The following is a 19,861-nucleotide window of genomic DNA, read 5'->3' as shown; positions in this document are numbered from 1 at the left end:
AATTGAAAAGCCGGCCGACGCGAGCCCTACGCGTCCGGCGCGATCTTCGCCATCGCGTTGATGATGCGGTCCATCGCGTCGCCGCCCTTGGGGTCGGTGAGGTTGGCGAGCATCTTCAGCGTGAAGCGCATCAGCATCGGGTGCGACAGGCCGCGCTGGGTGGCCAGGCGCATCACCTTCGGATTGCCGATCAGGCTCACGAACAGCCGGCCCAGCGTGTAGTAGCCGCCGTAGGTCTCCTTCAGCACCCGCGGGTACGCCGACAGCGCGAGCTCGCGCTCCGGGCCGGAGGGGCGCGCCAGGGCCTGCGCGATCACGTCCGCGGCCAGCTCGCCGGACTCCATCGCGTAGGCGATGCCCTCGCCGTTGAACGGGTTCACCATGCCGCCGGCGTCGCCGACCAGCAGCACGCCGCGGGTGTAGTGCGGCTGGCGGTTGAAGCCCATCGGGAGCGCGGCGCCGCGGATCGGCTCGGTACGGTTCTCCTCGTTGAAGCCCCACTCCTCGGGGGTGTTCTTCAGCCAGGCGCGCAGCAGGTCCGGGTACTTGACGTTGCGGAAGGACTTGGTGGTGTTCAGGATGCCCAGGCCCACGTTGGAGGTGCCGTCGCCCATGCCGAACACCCAGCCGTAGCCGGGGAGCAGGCGCGTGCCGTCCCAGAGCTCCAGCCAGGATTCGAGGTAGTCGTCGTTGGTGCGCGGCGACTTGTAGTAGGTGCGGTAGGCGACACCCATCGGCCGGTCGTCGCGCTTGTGCAGGCCCAGCGCGATCGAGAGCCGGGTGGAGTTGCCGTCGGCGGCGACGATCAGCGGGGCGTGGAAGGCGGTGTCGCGCTTGGCGCCGTCGGCGTCGGTGATGCGCGCGGTCACGCCGATCACCCGGTTGCTGCGCGGGTCCACCACCGGTCCGGTGACGTTCGTGTTCTCGTGCAGCCGGGCCCCGGTCTTCTGCGCCTGCCGGGCCAGGATCTGGTCGAAGTCGGCGCGCGGCCGCACCAGCCCGTAGTTCGGGTAGGCGGCCAGCTCCGGCCACGACATCTCCAGCCGCATCCCGCCGCCGATGATCCGCAGGCCCTTGTTGTGCAGCCAGCCGGCCTCCTCGGACGTGTCGACACCCATCCTCACGAGCGACTTCACCGCGCGCGGCGTCAGGCCGTCGCCACACACCTTCTCCCGCGGGAACTGGGACTTCTCCAGCAGCAGGACGTCCAGGCCGGTGCTGGCCAGATGGTGGGCCGTCGCCGAGCCCGAGGGCCCGGCCCCGACCACGATGACGTCGGCGACGTTCTCCGAGGGCACGGCCTCGCTCGGAGCGGTGGAAGAGGTTTGCGCGGTCACCCGCCCGATTCTAAGCGCAGGCCAGTCGGGCGCCGCGCTCAGGCCGGGCGATGCGGCGCGGTGCAGCGTGATGGGGCGCTAACAGACGCCGACCTGGGCGCCGACAAAGTGGACGGCGTCGGACGATCTCAGCCGGCGCCACGGCGAGCCGGGCAAGCATCCGGCACGAGCAGGCATCGCGATCATGCATCGCGCGCACCCGAATGGTGGCACCGCACGCCGAGCTCACCCGCTACGGCGCGACCCCGCCCCGGCTCGGCGCCGGCTTGAACTTCGCCGTGTTGTCCACCGCCGGGTGCGCCTGGCCGGCCGGGCCGGCGGCGAAGGCCAGCAGCATGTTGGCCGTCACCTGCTGCGCGAAGGTGTGCGCGGCGGCGTCCATCTTGTCCGTGCAGCCGCCGCTGACCAGCGCGCAGTTCCAGCGCATCGTGCCGCTCGCGAAGACGCCGGCGCCCGAGGGCACCGTGTAGTACGCCGAGTCCGCGTAGGAGGCCTTGCCCTGGCAGGTGATCGGCGAGTGCGTCAGCGCCTCGATCGGGTGCGGGGTCGAGGAGTCCGACACCACCCGGTCGTACTCCACGCCGATCAGCCCCTTGAACGACTCCCCCGCGTGCGCGTTCGTGCCGGCCAGGAGCCAGGACGTCGGGTCGTAGACGACCATGTTCGCGTTCGCCGGGTTGCACTCGTAGTAGACGCCGGTCAGCACGTTCTCCGGCCGCGGGTCCGGCGGGTTGCGCCAGTCCTGGGTCGACTCCTCCGGATTGGTCACGTGCATCGGGTCCTCGGCCGCGTCCTTGTAGTCCACCTGGATGCGGTCCTTGCCCAGCGGCGAGTCCTGGAAGCGGATGTGGCGGAAGACGGCGTTGGCCCCGAGGAAGGCGAGGTTCGTCCCGGCGCCGCGCGCCTGCGTCAGGGTCTGGCGCATCTGCGTCGAGTAGTACTCGTCGTGGCCCAGCGAGATGATCGCCCGCGCGCCCTGGAACAGGCCGGGGCTCTCGTGCAGGTCGAGGTCGGTGGCGTAGGCGAGCTGCAGGTTGTGGGACGCGGCCAGCTTCTCGGCGAAGACGATCGAGGACTGCTCGTAGGTCTGGAACCGGTCCGCGCCGGTGGTGTCGTACGGCCGGTCGAAGGACACGATGCGCGCGCGGTGCGCATAGTCGTTCTTCGGTCCGCCGCTGTAGAGGTCGTAGCCGCCGTACGAGTTGTAGGCCTGCCACGTGGTGACGCCGTTGAGCAGCACCACCTTGCCGGCCGTGGACGTCGACTTGACGGTGATCGGCACGAACCGCGCGCCCTTCACCTTCCCGCCGACCGCGTCCAGCCGGATCAGGTACGAGCCCTCGGGCCAGTTGTTCGTGGCCACGGTCAGGGACGGCTGCCACGTCGTGCTGACCGTGTTCACCTGCGACTCGACGGTGTCCTTCGGCTGCACCTTCCCCGGCGTCGCGTCGGACTTCCACACCTGCCGGGCCTGCGTCCCGCCGTAGTAGCCGATCCGGTACGCGGTGGCCGTGAACTGCGGCGCGGTGGTGTTGACGTACAGCTTGAAGCTCTGGCCGGAGGTCACCGCGATCTGGTCGGCGTACCCCTCGATCCCGTGGTCGTCGGCGGAATCTATGTCCTTGTTCCAGTTGGGCGCGCCGGGCTGGGCGTTCTCGGCCGCGGCGTTCAGGGCCCCAGCGGGAGCCCCAGTAGACCCTCCGGGATTGGCCCCGGATGTACCGCCCTGAGTAGTACCCGGCGCCCCGCCGTTGTTCGGACCCGACTGCTTCGAGCCGCCCCCCGAACACGCCGCCGCCGATGCCACCATGAGCACCGCGGCGACGAGAGCTGCCGCCCGGCCTATTCGAGCCTTCACAGGCTCAGTCTTCCTTATACGCGCGATGCAATGCGACGATTCCGCCAGTCAGGTTACGGTGCGCGACCCGGCGCCAACCCGCTGCGCCGATCACGCCAGCGAGTTCGCGCTGGTCCGGCCAGGCGCGGATGGACTCGGCGAGATAGACGTACGCGTCCGGGTTCGAACTCACCTTCGTCGCCACCGCGGGCAGCGCCTTCATCAAGTACTCGATGTACACGGTGCGCAACGGCGCGAGCGTCGGGTGCGAGAACTCGCAGACCACCAGGCGTCCGCCGGGCTTGGTGACGCGCAGCATCTCGCGCAGCGCGCCCTCGGTGTCCTGGACGTTGCGCAGCCCGAAGGAGATCGTCACCGCGTCGAAGACGCCGTCCCGGAACGGCAGCCGCGTCGCGTCCCCGGCGGCGAACGTCAGGTGCGGCAGCCGGCGCTTGCCGACCTGCAGCATGCCCAGCGAGAAGTCGCAGGAGACGGTGTCCGCGCCGGCGGCGTGGAACGGCTGCGTGCTGGTGCCGGTGCCGGCCGCCAGGTCCAGGACGCGCTGCCCGGGCCCGGCGTCCACCGCCTGCCGCACCGCCCGGCGCCACAGGCGCGTCTGGCCGAGCGCGAGCACGTCGTTCGTCAGGTCGTAGCGCTCGGCCACGCCGTCGAACATGGCGGCGACCTCGTGCGGCTGTTTGTCCAGGGATGCTCGGCTCACGGGGCGATTCTCTCACCCGGGGTGCCCGGCTCCCGTACCGCCTCAGACGGTGCGGTGCACGATAGTGCCGCCGAGCACGGTCGCCACGCACGTCCCGTGGTCGATCAGGCGCCGGAAGGGATCGCCGTCGCCTTCCTCAACGGAGAACACCGCGAAGTCCGCACGGACTCCGGGCTCCAGCCGTCCGACCCGGTCCGGCCCCTCGGTCAGCCCGAGCGCGACCGCGCCGCCGAGCGTCGCCGCCTCCACGATGCGCCGGTCCAGATCGTCGGCGGCATACCCCTGGGCACGGGCCACCGCACGCAACGCCCGCGCCTCGTCCAGCAAGTCGAGGGAAGGCGAGGAAGCGGCCGAGTCGGTGCCCACCCCGATCGGCGAACCCTCCTCCAGATACGCGGCCACCGGCGGCTCCCCGGCCTCCAGAATCCGGTTCGAGCGCACGCACAGCGCCACCGCGGTCCCCCGCTCGCGCAGCAGCGCGCGGTCGGACTCGCTGACGTGGATGCCGTGCGCGATGTGGCAGTCGTCGCCGAGCGCGCCGCGCGCGTCGGCCCACTCCACCGGCGTCATGCCGGTGCCGCGGTCGAGGATGTCGGAGAAGTCGAGCCCGAACTGCTTGGCGTTGTCGGCGAAGGGGCCGGTGCCGGTCAGCACGTACTCCGATTCCTGCGTGGTCTCGGCGATGTGCGGGTGCAGGCGCCTGCCGCGCTCGTGCGCGATGGTGACGCAGTCCTCGTACACGCCGGTGCTGATGGTGAACGGCGTGTGCGGGGAGACGCCGCGTGTCGGGCCGCCGGCGCCGTCGACCGCCGCGACGAGTTCGGCCCGCTTGCCGGCCGCCCACGAGGCGTCGTCGGCGAAGACCGCCTCGATGTAGGCCACGCCCCGGATCCCGCTGCGCGCGATCGCCGAGAGCACCACCGGCTCGGTCACGATGTCCGCGACCGCCGTGGTCCCGGTCTTCAGATACGCGTGCAGCCCGCGCCGCGTGGACTCCTGCCACATCGCGTCGGTGAAGGTGGCCCGGCGCTCGACCATCTGGTGCAGCCACTCCGGGAACGGCAGGCCGGAGGTCGCCAGGTCCGCGAAGTCGTAGTACTGCGTGTGCGCGTGGCTGTTGACCAGTCCCGGCGTGAGGATGCCCCGCCAGTCGCGCACGCGCGCCTCCGGGTGCGCGGCGACGAGGTCGGCACGGGTTCCGACGGCGGTGACGCGGTCGTTGTCCACGACGATCGCGCCGTCGGCGATCGGGGCGGAGGTCATCGGGAGGACGAGCGGGGCGGCGTGGAGGGTCAGCACCGTTCGAGGTTAAGGCACGGCATGCGGCCGGGGCCGTGCGAGGGCTTACGGTCCGCGGAAGAACCGCCGGGCCGGTGCGCGAACGCACCGGCCCGGCGGCCTTGTCTCAGCTCAGCTCAGCTGAGCCCGCGATCAGCTCAGTCGCACTCGCGACCCAGAGCCGGCAGCACCTTGGTGTGCTCGATCCGCACCGCCTGCAGGCGCTGCGGGTCCAGGCCGAGCAGGCGCAGGATGGTCGGCGCGATCTGCGTGGTCTCGACCTGCTGGTCGTTCACGCCGCGCGCGCTGACGCCGGCGCCGGAGACCACGATCGGCACGTTGCGGTCGTCCTCGGCCGCGCCGCCGTGCTCGGCGATCTTCGCCTTGCCGCCGGTGAACACCACGCCGTGCTGCGCGATGCCGAAGATGTCCGGCACCCGGGTGTCGCCCGGCTGCACGTGGAAGTACTTGCGAGCCTCGGCGCCGGCGTAGACGGTGGTCAGACCGCTGTGCGTGTACGCCTTCGGGTTGCCCTTGATGTCGTTGCCGGTACCGCTCTGGGCCAGTAGGTACTTCTTGGCGAAGTCCGCGGCGGCCTGGCTGCGGTCGTTCAGCCACAGCAGCATGCCGTCGTCGTCGGTGGACAGCGCGACCAGGTCGCCGGCGCCCGGATGGGCCTTCTTCCAGGCCGCGTTCAGGCCGTCGATGAGCGGCCCGTCCGGGATGCGGGTGAGCGCGGCCGGGTTCTTCGGGGACTGGCCGTGCTTGGCCGACAGGATGACCGTGGTGTTCTTCGCCAGGCCGTCCTTCTTCAGCTCGGCGGTGAACCGGCCGACCTCGCCGTTGACGAAGTCCAGCGCGCCGGACAGCAGCGGGCCGGGGGTCTGGCCGTCGGCCAGGTAGCCGCCGGTCTGGCCGTCGGAGGTCGGCAGCTTCTGCGCGGTGGAGACCGCCTGGAAGTTCAGGCCGAAGATGGCCGGGGTCCCGACCTTGGTCTTTCCGCTGTGGTCGTAGCCGTCGATCTCGTGCAGGACGCCTTGGACCTTGTAGTCGTCGTACTGCCGGGTCGCGCCGTTGTCCGTGGTCCAGTCCGAGCCCGCGGCCAGCGCCGGGTCCTGGCTGTTGATCTCCGGGGAGAACAGGTCCTGGATGCCGGTGCCCTCGGGGCCGGACAGCAGGTCGTAGGCGGCGTGCTTGTCGGACCAGGCGGTGCCCAGGCCGGCGTCGTGAACCACGTTGAAGACCGTGTTCACCTGCAGGTAGTTGTTCGGGTAGACCGGCTTGCAGGTCTTCGGGTCCACGGGCAGCTTCGCCGGGTTGATCAGCGACTTGGCGTCGCCGGTGAGGTTCAGGATCGAGTTCGGCAGGCCGGTCAGGCCTTGGCCTGCGTCGATGGAGTTCTTGTTCCAGTCCAGGTCTTCGGTGTAGTCGACCTCGGCGCCCAGCGGGACGCTGCCGTCGCACTTGGTGGTGCCGGCGGGCAGCAGGCCGTGGTTGAAGGTGTCGTCGTAGTACACGCCGGTGGTGCCCGGGTTGCCGCCGGTGACCTGCGCGGTCATGCCGGGGAAGGAGTCCGACGGGACCGGGGTCGAGGCTGCGGAGTAGTCCACGCCGCCCTTGACCAGCTTGGCCAGCGCCGACTCCGGGTGCTGCTTCACGTACCAGGCCAGGTCGGACTGGTGCAGGCCGTCCACGGAGATCAGGAGCACGTGCTTGGCCGGGGCGTGCGACTTGGTGGGCGAGGCGGCCTGCGACGGGGCGACGGCCAGGACGCCGCCGAGCAGGACGGTGAGGCCGCCGGCGACGGCGAGCCGGGTGACGGTGCGGGACAAGGTTGGGACCCCCTTGTGATGTGCGAGCAGCCCGGGATGGCCGGTCGCCGCCCGGTATCCTCCGAGGCGAAGATGGACGGCGGGCGCACCGTCGGTTGAACAAAGTCCCAACTGCACGCTTCTGGATCATGGATGGTACGACAAAGAGGCGCGTTGTGGATGGCAGGGAGCTGATGCCGCGCCGCTGGTGAACGGCCGCTGAGCGGCGCCGGCGACCTCGGGAGGTCAGCAGGATCCGGTGGCGAGCAGAGTGCTGAGCATCTCGCGCAGAGCTTCGGCTTTCAGCACGACGGCTTCGTCCCAGGCCTGCTCCGTGGCGAGGAATCGGCGCACCCGGGCCAGGGATCCGGCGCCCGCGACGGAGATTCCGGCCTCGACGACCGCGCCGCCCTCGGGGCGCTGGAACCTGCGGATGCCGTACGGATAGGTTCCGCCGCGGTCCTTGCGCGGGGTCAGCGCCATGTCTGTGAGGATGCCGGCGACCTGGCCCTCGGAGACCAGGCGGTAGCGGGTCATCCAGCCGAGCGGGCCCAGGTTCTCAATGTTCTTGTACGAACCCGCCGGCAGCGCGACCGGCTCCTCCACGACCACTCCGCGCACCGGCATGCCCGGCTCGCCGACGGCGAAGAACCGCAGACCCCGCGTCTTCTTGCCCTCGACTTCGGTGACCACCAGGTAGGTCGGTTTCCTTTGCGCGGCCTGCACGATTCCCAGTTCCGGCGACATCGTCCAGACCGCGTTTCCCGGACTTCCGGGGCTTCCCGCGCTCGTCGCGTTCGTCGCGTTCGTCGCGTTCGCCGTGTCCTCGGCGGGTTCGGTCCTGATCAGTCCGCGGCCGAGCAGTCCGGCCAGCGACAGCTCCGTCGCCTTCGTGCGCCGGCTCTCGCCGAACCCGTCCCAGGCCAGGCGGACCGGCCGTTCGAGCAAGGCGTACGCGGGCCGGCCGAGCACGCACCGCTCCAGGCCGGACAGGACGGCGAGCTCCACGCTCTCCCCGGCCGCGGCCCGCTCGAAGAGGCGGACGGCCACCGCGCCGAGATCGCGCGGTGCCGTCCGCGAGCTGCCTGCCATGTCCCGCCCCCGTATGCGCTTTTGACAACGCGCGACAATGTAGCGGGGCGGCGCACACATATACAAGAATGCTGAGATAATCGCAAATCAGTTCACAGTGTCGCTCAGTTCACCTTGCGTTCCCGGCCCTCCCAGTACGGCTCACGCAGTTTGAACTTCTGGAGCTTGCCGGTCGCGGTACGCGGCAGGGTCTCCCGGAACTCCACACTCGTCGGCGCCTTGTAGCCCGCGATCAGGCCCTTGCAGTGCTTGATCACCTCGGCCTCGGTGGTGGCACGCGAGGAGTGGTCCTCCTTCAGCACGACGAGCGCCTTGATGGTCTCGCCCCACTTCTCGTCCGGCACCCCGATCACCGCGCACTCGGCGATCGCCGGGTGCTTGTAGAGCGCGTCCTCGACCTCGATGGAGGAGACGTTCTCGCCGCCGGTGATGATGACGTCCTTCTTGCGGTCGGAGATGGTCAGGTAGCCGTCGGACCCGACGGTGCCGCCGTCGCCGGTGTGGAACCAGTCTTCGGCCAGCGCCCGCCCGGACTCCTCGGGCTGCTCCCAGTAACCCTCCAGGACCATGTTGGAGCGCACCAGGACCTCGCCCTCGGGGTCGGTGACCATCCGGGTGCCGAGGGAGGGCACGCCGGCGCGCATCAGGTTCTGCGCGCGCTCCAGGCTGGACAGCGCGTCCCATTCCTCGCGGGTCCGGTTCACGGTGACCAGCGGCGCGGTCTCGGTCAGGCCGTAGATCTGGTTGAACTGCCAGCCGAGCACGTCCTCGACCTGCTGGATGACGGTGCTCGGCGGCGGCGCGCCGGCCACCACGATGCGCACGCGGTCGCGGCCGGGGATCTCGCCGTCCCACTCCTTCGCCGCGGCCAGCACCATCGCGATGACGGTCGGGGCGCCGTTCAGGAGGGTGACGCCGTGCTGGTCGATGCGCCGCAGGACCTCGGCCCCGTCCACCTTGCGCAGGACCACCTGCTTCGCGCCGAGGCCAGTGACGACGTACGGCATGCCCCAGCCGTTCGCGTGGAACATCGGGAGCGTGTGCAGGTAGACGTCCCGGTCGCTGACGCCGAGGTGCAGACCCATCAGGACGGCGTTCAGCCACAGGTTGCGATGCGTCAGCTGCACACCCTTGGGCCGCGCGGTGGTGCCCGAGGTGTAGTTGATCGTCGCGGTGTCGTTCTCGCCGACCGGGTGCCGCACCGGCTCGTGGTCGCCCTCGAAGAACTCGGCGTCGGTCTCCGCACCGATGACGAAGCGGTGCCGCGCCTTCACGTCCTTGAGCGCGTCCTCCAACTCCGGATCGACGAGCAGCACGTCGGCACCACTGTGCTCGACGATGTACGCCACCTCGTCAGCCCGCAGGCGAAAGTTCACCGGCACCAGCACCCGGCCGTAGCCGCTGACGCCGAAGAAGGAGGTGAGCAACCGCGCGGAGTTGTGCGAGACCACTGCCACCCGGGCCCCTGCGCCGACGCCTAGGCGGTCGAGCGCGGCAGCCTGCGCACGCGCACGCTTAGCGATGTCCTTATACGTGAGGGTGCCCCAGGACGGCGCAGGCTGGTCGGGTTCGTCGACGACAGATGCTCGGTCGCCGTAGACGACTTCTGCGCGGTCCAGGAAGTCGGAGACAGTGAGGGGAATCTGCATTCCCTCACTGTCTTACTTCCCAGTAGCTCTGCATAGAGGCTGTTCGGTGTGTCGCGGAACTGATCGGGATGCGGATATAGACACCGCCGCGCAGGCGCCGTCGCCAGACCGACGCCGCGCAGCGTCAGTCCTGCTGCTGCTTCTCGGTGGCCACCGCCGCGTGGATCTCTATGGTCAGCTGGTGGATGAGTTCGGTGACCTTCGTGTTGTGGTCGAGCTCCAGTTCCTGCGACCGATAGTCGTGGTCCGCCTTGGCCTGCGAGATCTCGGCCTGGCGGTTCTGGCCGATCATGACGAAGGTGGACAGGAAGATCGCCTCCAGCGACACGACCAGCGTCAGCGTGGGCCACGGGCTCTTCTCCAGCCACAGCATCCAGACGGCGAAGATCACCGCGTGAATGTAGACGAACTGCATCGACCCGGCGAAGCGGGTGATCTGGTCGGCGACCCGGAGCTGGACGTTCTGGGCACGCTCGCGCTGGACCTCTATGACAGCCGGGTGCCGGAGGGTCGAGCGGTGCTTCTCAGCCGGGGCGGGCTGCGGCGTTTCAGTCGCACTGGTCATGCGCTGAATTATCGAGGACGCCCTACCGCACGTCGACGAGCTTCAGCTCCGGGTGCGCCGTACCGCCCTCGATCGCCGTGGAGGCGATATGGCTCATCACGTGGTCGTCGACCGGGTCGTGCGCCGGGTCGTCGTGCACGGTGATCAGCTCGTAGGTGGTGCTGCGCTGGGCCGGGACGCGGCCGGCGGCGCGGATCAGGTGGATCAGCTCCATGCGGTTGGAGCGGTGCTTCGCGCCGGCGGAGGAGACCACGTTCTCCTCCAGCATCACCGAGCCGAGGTCGTCGGCGCCGTAGTGCAGGGACAGCTGGCCGGCCTCCTTGCCGACGGTCAGCCAGGAGCCCTGGATGTGCGCGACGTTGTGGAGGTACAGGCGGGCGACCGCGATCAGGCGCAGGTACTCGAACATCGTGGCCTGCGTGCGGCCCTTCAGGTGGTTGTTCTCCGGCTGGTACGTGTACGGGATGAAGGCGCGGAAGCCGCCGGTGCGGTCCTGGACGTCGCGGATCATGCGCAGGTGCTCGATGCGCTCCGCGTTGGTCTCGCCGGTGCCCATGAGCATCGTGGAGGTGCTCTCCAGGCCGAGACCGTGGGCCGTCTCCATGATCTCCAGCCAGCGCTCGCCGGACTCCTTCAGCGGAGCGATGGCGGTCCGGGGGCGGGCCGGGAGCAGTTCGGCTCCGGCGCCGGCGAAGGAGTCCAGACCGGAGTCCTTCAGGCGGGTGATGGCCTCTTCGATGGTGACGCCGGAGACCTTCGCCATGTGCTGCACTTCGGAGGCGCCGAGGGAGTGGATGACCAGCTGCGGGTACTCGGCCTTGATGGCGCGGAAGTTCTCTTCGTAGTACTCGACGCCGTAGTCCGGGTGGTGGCCGCCCTGGAACATGATCTGTGTGCCGCCCAGGGCCACGGTCTCCGCGCAGCGGCGGAGGATGTCCTCCAGCGGACGGCTCCAGACCTTGTCGGACTTCGGGGCCGCGTAGAAGGCGCAGAACTTGCACGCGGTGACGCAGGCGTTGGTGTAGTTGATGTTCCGCTCGATGATGTACGTCGCGATCTCGCCGTGCTCGCCGTACACACCGGAGTAGCGCTTGCGCCGGGCCGCGTCCGCGGCGGTGCCCAAGGAGTGCAGAGGCGCATGACGGTACAGCTCCAGCGCTTCCTCATACTCGATGCGCCCACCGTCGGCCGCTCGGTCGAGGGCGTCTTGGAGCTCCGCGGAGATCTGCTTGCTCATCGGGCGTGCCCTTCGTCCGGGATCTTCAGTGCCCCTCCAGGGTACTTCGGTTGTCAGTGCGGAAACTGTCTGGGTATCCGGCGGTCCGCCAGACCGTCGCGGAACCGCTCGATGATCGACGAGATCTGTCGGAAGGTCTGAGTACCTTCCAACTCCGGCAAGTAGAGGTGTCGGGCCGCGAGTCCGTCGACAGTGACTGTGAAGTACATCGCCATGAGTGGGTTCACAAAAAGCACACTGTTGTGTGTGCGTTGTGTGAAGTGGATGTCGCCGGACACGCCGAGCATCGCCGAGGCGATCTGGCCGTGCACGATCGAGGGCCGCAGAGGCGTGTTCTCCTGCGCGTATGCGACGGCGTCGAGGTAGAGCGAGCCCTCGCGGCTGGCGCGCGGGATGGAGAAGGCACCCAGGTACGCGCCGTCTGTATCGAGGTCTGCGAGGTTCTCTAGGACCTGCACGTGATTCACGCCGTGGTAGGCGTCGATGCCGAAGCCGATGCTGACCACCAGCCGGACCGGGATCTCGGTCAGACCGGCCACGACCGCCAGGCTCAGCATGTCCTCCGCCGGCGTGCCCAGGCCCGTCTCGTCGCCGCGCATGAGGATGTCGGTGCCGCCGTCGACCAGCACGATCGCGTCGATCTCGTGGTGCGCGATCAGAGCCCGGTAGGCCTCACGCAGGGGCTCGACACCGGTGCGCTGGAAGGAGTAGACGGTCGACGGCTCCCCGACGGTCTTCAGCCAGCGCGCGAGCGTGCGCTCCGGGAAGTAGTCGGTGAAGCCGCCGCTGGTCGGCGTGATCGCCGCGACGTCGGGGGCCAGCCACGCGTCGAGGCTGAAGCCGGAGGCGACGAAAGTCAGGTTGCCGAGGAACACCTCGGCGCCGTGCTCCCGCAGCGCCAGGGCCAGGGGGATCCCGCCGAGAACATCGAACCCGCCGCCGGCGCCGGCGATCAGGACGCGGCGCGAGTCGGCGAGGGCGGCGAACAGCGGCAGGTCGCGCAGGCTGGTGGTCACGGGAGAGCACGATAACGGCGGAGCGGCTGCTGTGCGCGCGGTGAGACAGTGCGCTGCCACGCGGTCGCTATACGCGGTCGCTGCGTTCGGTCGCTATGTGTGCGGCTACTTGTCGTCGGCGCGGAAGATCATGCAGGTCGACGTGGCGGTTGCGTAGAGCTTGCCGTTCGCGTCGACGATGCGCGCCTCGGCGAGCGCCGTACGGCGGCCCATGTGCGTGACCGTACCGATGCACTGCACCTCGCCGGTGTCCTTCGTCATACCGCGCACGAACTTCACCGACAGGTCGAGCGACGTGTAGTAGTCGCCGGCCGGGAGCAACGACTGCACGGCGCAGCCGCAGGAGGAGTCCAGCATCGTGGCGAAGACGCCGCCGTGCACCGACCCGATCGGGTTGTAGTGGAACTCGTCGGGGGTCAGGGTGAACACCACCCGGCCCTCCTCGACGTCGCCGAGGTAGATGCCGGTCGTCGCGGCGATCGGCGGCCAGGGGATCCGGCCCTCGGCCATGGCCCGCAGGTATTCGATACCGGACAGGCCCGCGCCCTCGGCGAAGGAGGCCAGCGGGTCGCTCCAGCTGTAGGTGCGGGTGCGGGTGCGGTCGGCGTCGGCCGTGGTGCCGGCGTCGTCGACGCCCTCAACGGTCTCGGTCATGGCTGCGGTCCTCCCAGATCCGGGCGCGACTCACTGAGTTAGCTACCGATAAGTAACAACCAGTCTAGCCCACGCCGCGCTTCCAGGCGGGGTGCGGACGGCCCCCGTGGCGCCGGCTCCCCTCCGGCGCCGCCGGACGAACCCTGCTCAGACCTGCCGCGGCAGCAGCATGACCTCCGGCACGTCCAGCACGCCGATCTGGTCGCCGACCTGCCGGGCGAACTCGCGGACCCCCTCCAGCTGGCGCTCCCCCAGGGAGAAGTCCAGCGTCGTGAAGTAGTCCTCCAGCTCCGCGGCCGGGAACTGCTCCCAGCGCTCGACCTGGCGGGCCACCTTGTCGACGTGCTCCAGCGAGATGTCGCGGCTGCGGAGGAAGCCGCGGTGCACCTCGTGGACGATGTCCGGACAGCGCTCCAGGTACTCCTTGCGGACCGCCCAGACGGCGAACACCATCGGCAGGCCGGTCCAGTCCTTCCAGGCCTGGCCGAGGTCCAGCAGGTTGGTGCCGAGGCGGTTGGAATCGTAGAGCCAGGCGCGCAGGGCCGGGTCGCCGATGATCACCCCGGCGTCCCCCTCGCGGAGCATCTGCTCCAGGTCGGGGGCGCAAGGGAAGTAGTCGGGCGTGACGCCGTACTTCTCGCGCAGGATGAGCTTGGCCAGCTGGACCGTGGTGCGGCTGGTCGAGCCGAGCGCGACGCGGGCGCCCTGCAGCTGCTCGTAGGGGATCTTGCTGACCAGGTTGCAGCTGGTCACCGGGCCGTCGCTGCCGACCGCGACGTCGGGGAGGACCACCAGGTCCTCGGCGTTGCGGAGGTACTCCACCAGGCTGATCGGGCCGATGTCCAGGTCGCCGGCCACCAGCATGTTGGAGAGCACGTCAGGGCTGTGTTTGATCAGCTCCATGTCGAGGATCGCGCCGGAGTTGACCAGACCCCAGTAGATGGGCAGACAGTTCAGGAACTGGATGTGCCCGACACGGGGTCGCCGCCGGCACTGGGAGAGGTGCGCTTCGAGCCGCGCTCCGGAGAGTTCGTCCACGGGGTTAGGGTACGTCCGGGTGATCAGGTGTCCAGAGGCGGGGCAGTCGGGCGAAAGCGGCGAGCCGGACACGCGCCCCCCGGCGCGCCGCGTCCGCCGAATCAGTCCTCGTCCTCCATGGCCGCGTTCTCCTCGAACTTGTGGGCCATGCGCTCGGTGCGGCGGGTCACCTGCACGGACATCGCGTCGCGCTGCCGAGAGAGCAGGAAGAAGGACGCCACGCCCGAGACGAGCAGCGCGCCCATCATCAGGTACAGCACGCCGTTGCCGGTCACGATGTGCCCGGTCGCCGCGACCGCGCCCCACAGCACGGCCAGCGAGACGATGAAGATCGCGATGCGCAGCGTCGCGTAACGCATCGTGGCGTGCTTGCCCTGCGCCACGGCCGCACCCGCGGCCAGCACCTCGGAGTCGGACCCGGGCTCGGAGCCGGCCGCGTCCTGCACCTCGGCCTTGTCAGCCGTCTTGTTGTCGGCAGGCATCCGCCGACTCCTTCCATCGCTATGAGAGACCAGCCCCGGACCGAGGTCTACAGGCTCAGGGCCATGTGGATCTCGTCCCGGTAGTCGTCCGCGGCGACCCGCAACATACGCGGGATGCGGCCGACCTCGGTGTATCCGCACTTGCTGTAGAAGTGTTCCAGCCCGAGCCCGCCACGGCAGGTGAGGTGGAGCATTTCGACACCGTCGAGGGTACGCGCCACCCGCTCGGCCTCCCGCAGCAGTTCCGCCCCGTACCCCCGGCCCTGGTGCTTCGGGTCCACGACCACGGTCTTGAGCAGCCGCGCGTGGTCCATCAGCGGGAACTGGTGGTCCACGATGACCAGGAACGCGGCGGCCTTCCCGTCCGCAAAGCCGATCAGCATCAGGTCCTTGCCGACCGTGAAGGCACGGAAAGCCTTGGCGTCCACGCTCTCGCGCTCCACCGGCGCGACGAAGCCGACGGCACCGCCGGCGTTGGTGGCATCGGTCCAGATGTCGACGAGCACAGGACGCAGGGCCTCGGGGATCTCGGCGTACGTCTCAAAGGTCAGAGCCATGACGATCATCGTTCCGTTCAGCGCTCGACGGCATCGGCCCCACGCCGCGCACGACGCAGACCCACCGCGATGTTCAGCACCGTCACCGCGACCACGACCAACGCGGCCCCACCCACCTCAGAAGGGGCGACCGGCTGCGACTCGCGCAGCAGCAGCGCGCCACCGGCCACCGCGAACAGGCCGACGGCCAACACCCGCAGCTCGGTCGCCAGACTGAAAGCGCGGGGACGGCGGGGCCGACGGCTGCGGCGGCTGAGGCGGTCGCGGAAGTTCACAAGATAGGACTATGCGGCACCGGCGCGCCGATTCCCAAATCAGTCCCGCAGCGCAGACGTGCCCCCTACCGGTGGCGGCGGGGCTGGGGGTTGGGGGCGGCCGACCGCTCAGCTCGCACGACGCCCGACGACTCAGCACGATCCGCTCACGCCAGGCACAGCAGTCCGGCCGCCCAGGAGGCGCCCGCCCACCAGCCGCCGGCGTGCCCGACCGCGCATCCCGCAGCGCGCCTGCCGCTCAGCCGGCAGGATGCCCGGGTCACACCAAGCGCGGCGGTCTGGCTGCTCGACCCGCAAGCCAACTCAGCCATGGGGCGCCCGGCCGCACATCCCGCAGAATGCCCGAGTCACCCGGCGCGGCGGTCCGGCCGCTCACCGCCGGCGCCGGCAGCATGCCCGACCGCTCAGCCGCGCGATGCCCGGCAGCCGAACCAGCAACCCGCCCGGCGCGCATCCGCTCAGCCTGCAAAGCGACCGAATCACCCGGCGCGGCGGTCCTGCCACTCACCACTCAGCCGCGCCGAGCCCGGCCCTGCCCTGCCCTGCCCTGCCCTCAGAACGTCATCAGCTGCGGCTCTTCGCGCCGATCGGGCTCCGGCCCCTCGTACTCGCGGATGACCTCGTAACGCGTGTTGCGCTCGACGGGGGTGAAGCCGGCGTCGCGGATCAGTTCCAGGAGGTCGTCGCGGGTCATTTTGTTCGGGGTGCCGAAGTCGTCGGCGTCGTGGGTGATCTTGTACTCGACGACCGAGCCGTCGAGGTCGTCGGCGCCGTAGTTGAGGGCGAGCTGTGCCGTGGACAGGCCGTGCATGACCCAGAAGCACTTCACGTGGTCGAAGTTGTCCAGGAGGAGGCGGGAGACTGCGAAAGTCTTCAGGGCCTCGACGCCGGTGGCCATCGGCTGGTTCATCAGGCGGTTGCGGACCTTGCCGTCCTTGCTGTCGTGGAAGTCGTGCTGGAAGCGGAGGGGGATGAAGACGGCGAAGCCGTTGGTCTCGTCCTGGAGCTCGCGCAGGCGCAGGACGTGGTCCACGCGGTGGCGGGGCTCCTCGATGTGGCCGTAGAGCATGGTGGCGGGAGTGCGGAGGCCCTTGGCGTGCGCCAGGCGGTGGATGCGGGACCAGTCCTCCCAGTGCGTGGCGTGGTCCACGATCTGGGAGCGGATCTCCCAGTCGAAGATCTCCGCGCCGCCGCCGGTCAGGGACTCCAGGCCGGCTTCGATCAGCTCGTCCAGGATCTCGTCGGCGCTCAGGCCGGAGATCTTCTCGAACCAGTGGATCTCGGTGGCCGTGAAGGCCTTGATCGAGACGCCGGGCAGTACGGCCTTGAGCTCGCTGATCGACTTCGGGTAGTAGCGCCACGGCAGTGTCGGGTGCAGGCCGTTGACGATGTGGAGCTCGGTGATGCCGTCCGGCTCCATGTCCTTGGCCAGGCGGACGGCCTCCTCGATGCGCATCGTGTAGGCGTCCTTCTCCCCCGGCTTGCGCTGGAAGGAGCAGTACGCGCAGGAGGCCGAACAGACGTTCGTCATGTTCAGGTGGCGGTTGACGTTGAAGAAGACCTTGTCGCCGTTCTTGCGCGTCCGCACCTCGTGCGCGAGCTCGCCGAGCCAGGCCACCTCGTCGGTGTCGTACAGCGCCACGCCGTCCTCGAAGGACAGCCGCGAGCCGGCGAGGACCTTCCCCTCGATCTCCCGCTTGAGCCCGGAGTCCATGGCCTCACCCTTCCCGTCCGACGTCTACCTGATCACACAGCAGAGTACGGCAGGGCCCGGTGACGACCTCGTCCGGATTGCGTGATCACGTTGCGATGGGGCGGCCGGACAGCGGATAGTCGTCATCATGTCCGAATCACCCTCACGACGAGCCGCCGGCCGATCCCCCGGCCGACCCCCCGGAGACGACCGGAGTCGTCGTGGGCGGTACGACGAGCGCGAGCGCTATGACGAGCGCCCCGACCAGCGCTATGGCGAGCGCCAAGACAGCCGCTATGAAGAGCAGGACCGCTACGACGCCCCACCCCGGCGCGGCAGCGCCCCGCGGCCCGCAGCGGCCCGTTCCGGAGGCTCCCGCCGCGCCGGCGCGGCCACCGCCACCGGCACCGTGGCGACGGCCGGCGGCCCCGCACTCCCCCTCGGCCCGCGACTCGGCATGGCGTTCGTCATCGGCGCGATCCCGGCGCTGCTGGTCGCGTTCCTGTGCGGCGTGGCCTCCAGCGGCGGCTCGTCGCGGTCGATCGCGGGCGTCACGCTGAACTCCAAGCTGCTGGCGCTGTCGGTCCTGGCGATCCCCGCGATGATCCTGATCATCGGCGGGCTGCTGCGCTGGCGGCGCCTCAACCCGCTCGGTCTGACCTGGGGCTTCACCGTCGTGGCCGGGCTGAGCTGGCTGACCCTGCTGTTCGCCGCGCAGATGGAGAAGGTGATCCCGCACCTGACGCCGCTGCTGACGGTGCCGCTGGTCACCGGGGCCGCGGTGGCCGCCGCGGCCTACCTGACCGACGAGAACACCACGACGACCGGCCGGTACGCGTGCCTGGCCGCGGTGATCGCCTCGCACATCGGGATCGTGACGATCGTGGTCACAATCGTGCTGGCCTGAGCGACGCCCCGAACAGCCCAAGGGCCGCGCCGGAATCCGATCCGGCGCGGCCCTCGGGCTGTTCGGGCCAGGTGCTACTTGGCGTCCTCTTCCTCCGGCTCGGCCAGCGGCATCGGCCGGTCCTCCCACTTCGTCGACAGCGCGACCGTGGTCCGGGTCCGGGCCACGCCGCGGATCCGGGTCAGCCGCCCGATGATCCGCTCCAGGTCCTCCGGGTGTCCGGCGCGCACCTTGAGCAGGAACGACTCCTCGCCGGCGACGAAGAAGCAGTCCTCGATCTCCGGCACGTCGCGCAGCCGCCAGGCCACGTCGTCCAGCTCGGCCGAGTCCGAGAGCAGGATCCCGATCATCGCCGTCACGTTCAGGCCGAGCTGCTCGGGGGCCACCATGGCCCGGTAGCCGGTGATGACTCCGTTGCCCTCCAGCCGGTTGATCCGGTCGGTCACCGACGGCCCGGACAGACTGACCAGGCGTCCCAGCTCCGCGTACGACATCCGGCCGTTGGTCCGCAGCGCGTCGATCAAGGCGCGGTCCACCGCGTCCATGCTTCCTGATCACCTCATCCGCATCGATGGACGCACCCGCCTGGTTCTCCCATCGAGTTCAGCGTCCGTTTCACCGCCGGTGCGAGCGTATCGGCTCCCCGGACGGCCCCGGCCCCCGCGCGGGGCCGTCCGGGGTGCGCGTGGCCCCCCGCTAACGATCTGTGACCGTCTTCACCTTCAATCAATTGGACACAGAGCGTGGAACTCCTTAGAATCTAAGGCATAGAACAGATTAGGCCCGACGGATCAAAGGAGTCAACGATGAACTTCCAGCCGTACGAGCTGCAGGCCGCGAACAACCGCCTAAACGACCTGCGCAAGCAGGCCGCCAAGGCCCGCCTGGCGCGCGCCGCGAAGGCCGCCCGCAAGGCCTGACCTGCGGCGGTACCCGCAGAGCAGCACGAACGCAGTAGCGAAGACAGCACCGAACGCACCACGAACGCACCATCTAGAGCTCCGGCCGCCGGTCGCGTCGATCAACTCCCCCCCGTGATCGACGCTCGACCAGCCGCGTTGGTCAACACCCCCCCGGATCAACGCGCGGGTGATCGGCGGCCGGGAACCACGGGAGCGCCCCTCCAGTCCGTCCCCCCGGGACTGGAAAGGGCGCTCCTTTGCGTTCGCCTCTTTAGCGTTCCGGCGCGAACAGCCGCTGGAAAGAGAACGCATGAGGCGTGGCACCGTGTTCACGGAAGTGCGCCAGCCGATCGCGCGCGTCCTGGATGGTCGGGACGGTGCCGGCCGGGACCCACCACATCGTGGCGGTCGCCTCGGGCAGCTTCTGGAAGAACTCCTTGCGGCGCGCCAGCAGCGTGCGGTGCTCGCCGGAGAAGGCGAAGTCCCGCAGCGCGCCGACGGATTCCCAGACGGTGAGGTTGACGAACATCTCGGGGTCGCCGGGCCAGGCGACGTCGGTGGCGCCGAGCTCCGGATCGGAGCCCTCCAGCAGCCAGACGAAGCCGGGCATGGCCCGGCCCTGGTCGTTGACGCGGGACAGGTTCTTGGTGAAGTCCTCGATGGCCGGGTCGCCCAGCGGCGCGACGAGCCGGCCGATGTTCAGCTGGGCCAGGTGGAAGCCCTCGAAGGGGCCCAGAAGTACGTCGGGAGTGTCCATGGGCGCAGGCTACTCAGAGGACTTACGTCTATGCGCCCCGCGTCTCGGGTCCC

19 protein-coding genes are annotated in these 19,861 nt (G+C 69.6%); 1 reads left to right on the top strand and 18 read right to left on the bottom strand.

The window, feature by feature from the left end:
• Nucleotides 1–26 precede the first annotated feature (26 nt).
• The 16 genes from ABH935_RS37015 to mqnE all read right to left on the bottom strand — a co-directional run bounded on the left by ABH935_RS37015 (nt 27) and on the right by mqnE (nt 17,263).
• On the bottom strand, nt 27–1,346 hold the full coding sequence (locus ABH935_RS37015) for a geranylgeranyl reductase family protein (protein WP_370382707.1): 1,320 nt from the start codon (nt 1,344–1,346) through the stop codon (nt 27–29).
• Nucleotides 1,347–1,569: 223 nt separating this feature from the next.
• A complete protein-coding gene (locus ABH935_RS37010; protein ID WP_370382635.1) occupies nt 1,570–3,195 on the bottom strand; it encodes a N,N-dimethylformamidase beta subunit family domain-containing protein in 1,626 nt (541 codons plus the stop codon).
• A gap of 4 nt (nt 3,196–3,199) precedes the next feature.
• Nucleotides 3,200–3,895 carry a demethylmenaquinone methyltransferase gene (locus ABH935_RS37005; RefSeq protein WP_370382634.1) on the bottom strand — a complete coding sequence of 232 codons (696 nt, stop codon included), beginning with the start codon at nt 3,893–3,895 and terminating at the stop codon, nt 3,200–3,202.
• Nucleotides 3,896–3,937: 42 nt separating this feature from the next.
• A complete protein-coding gene (locus tag ABH935_RS37000; RefSeq protein ID WP_370382633.1) occupies nt 3,938–5,194 on the bottom strand; it encodes an amidohydrolase family protein in 1,257 nt (418 codons plus the stop codon).
• Nucleotides 5,195–5,331: 137 nt separating this feature from the next.
• Nucleotides 5,332–7,005, bottom strand: coding sequence for an alkaline phosphatase family protein (locus ABH935_RS36995; protein WP_370382632.1), 1,674 nt, complete (start codon nt 7,003–7,005; stop codon nt 5,332–5,334).
• 225 nt (nt 7,006–7,230) lie between these two features.
• On the bottom strand, nt 7,231–8,076 hold the full coding sequence (locus ABH935_RS36990) for a hypothetical protein (RefSeq protein WP_370382631.1): 846 nt from the start codon (nt 8,074–8,076) through the stop codon (nt 7,231–7,233).
• A gap of 104 nt (nt 8,077–8,180) precedes the next feature.
• Complete coding sequence (locus ABH935_RS36985; protein WP_370382630.1) at nt 8,181–9,725, bottom strand: AMP-binding protein; 1,545 nt, start codon at nt 9,723–9,725, stop codon at nt 8,181–8,183.
• A 124-nt stretch (nt 9,726–9,849) separates the two neighbouring features.
• Nucleotides 9,850–10,290: a DUF1003 domain-containing protein gene (locus ABH935_RS36980; protein WP_370382629.1), complete on the bottom strand. Its 441-nt coding sequence runs from the start codon at nt 10,288–10,290 to the stop codon at nt 9,850–9,852.
• 22 nt (nt 10,291–10,312) lie between these two features.
• Nucleotides 10,313–11,527 carry a cyclic dehypoxanthinyl futalosine synthase gene (mqnC, locus tag ABH935_RS36975; protein WP_370382628.1) on the bottom strand — a complete coding sequence of 405 codons (1,215 nt, stop codon included), beginning with the start codon at nt 11,525–11,527 and terminating at the stop codon, nt 10,313–10,315.
• 53 nt (nt 11,528–11,580) lie between these two features.
• On the bottom strand, nt 11,581–12,543 hold the full coding sequence (locus ABH935_RS36970; protein ID WP_370382627.1) for a DUF1152 domain-containing protein: 963 nt from the start codon (nt 12,541–12,543) through the stop codon (nt 11,581–11,583).
• A 105-nt stretch (nt 12,544–12,648) separates the two neighbouring features.
• The gene (locus ABH935_RS36965; protein WP_370382626.1) at nt 12,649–13,197 is read right to left on the bottom strand and encodes a PaaI family thioesterase; all 549 of its coding nucleotides are present in this window, start codon (nt 13,195–13,197) and stop codon (nt 12,649–12,651) included.
• A 147-nt stretch (nt 13,198–13,344) separates the two neighbouring features.
• Nucleotides 13,345–14,235 carry a menaquinone biosynthetic enzyme MqnA/MqnD family protein gene (locus ABH935_RS36960; protein WP_370382625.1) on the bottom strand — a complete coding sequence of 297 codons (891 nt, stop codon included), beginning with the start codon at nt 14,233–14,235 and terminating at the stop codon, nt 13,345–13,347.
• 101 nt (nt 14,236–14,336) lie between these two features.
• Nucleotides 14,337–14,717: a DUF4229 domain-containing protein gene (locus tag ABH935_RS36955; protein WP_370382624.1), complete on the bottom strand. Its 381-nt coding sequence runs from the start codon at nt 14,715–14,717 to the stop codon at nt 14,337–14,339.
• A gap of 47 nt (nt 14,718–14,764) precedes the next feature.
• On the bottom strand, nt 14,765–15,274 hold the full coding sequence (locus ABH935_RS36950; RefSeq protein WP_370382623.1) for an N-acetyltransferase family protein: 510 nt from the start codon (nt 15,272–15,274) through the stop codon (nt 14,765–14,767).
• A gap of 17 nt (nt 15,275–15,291) precedes the next feature.
• Nucleotides 15,292–15,549, bottom strand: coding sequence for a hypothetical protein (locus tag ABH935_RS36945; protein ID WP_370382622.1), 258 nt, complete (start codon nt 15,547–15,549; stop codon nt 15,292–15,294).
• 553 nt (nt 15,550–16,102) lie between these two features.
• Entirely contained in the window at nt 16,103–17,263 is a 1,161-nt protein-coding gene (gene mqnE, locus ABH935_RS36940; RefSeq protein WP_370382621.1) for an aminofutalosine synthase MqnE, read from the bottom strand.
• Between the two features lie 127 nt (nt 17,264–17,390).
• Between mqnE and ABH935_RS36935 the strand changes: the two genes are divergently transcribed.
• Complete coding sequence (locus tag ABH935_RS36935; protein ID WP_370382620.1) at nt 17,391–18,149, top strand: hypothetical protein; 759 nt, start codon at nt 17,391–17,393, stop codon at nt 18,147–18,149.
• A gap of 74 nt (nt 18,150–18,223) precedes the next feature.
• Here ABH935_RS36935 and ABH935_RS36930 read toward each other — a convergent pair whose 3' ends face one another.
• Together ABH935_RS36930 and ABH935_RS36925 are read right to left on the bottom strand one after the other, a co-directional pair.
• The gene (locus tag ABH935_RS36930; RefSeq protein ID WP_370382619.1) at nt 18,224–18,694 is read right to left on the bottom strand and encodes an Lrp/AsnC family transcriptional regulator; all 471 of its coding nucleotides are present in this window, start codon (nt 18,692–18,694) and stop codon (nt 18,224–18,226) included.
• A gap of 628 nt (nt 18,695–19,322) precedes the next feature.
• On the bottom strand, nt 19,323–19,808 hold the full coding sequence (locus ABH935_RS36925) for a DUF3291 domain-containing protein (RefSeq protein ID WP_370382618.1): 486 nt from the start codon (nt 19,806–19,808) through the stop codon (nt 19,323–19,325).
• Between the last annotated feature and the right edge of the window lie 53 nt (nt 19,809–19,861).

Origin of the sequence: Catenulispora sp. GAS73 (assembly GCF_041262085.1) — a bacterium.
Taxonomy (GTDB): domain Bacteria; phylum Actinomycetota; class Actinomycetes; order Streptomycetales; family Catenulisporaceae; genus Catenulispora.
This window is presented reverse-complemented; position numbering and strand designations above follow the sequence as displayed.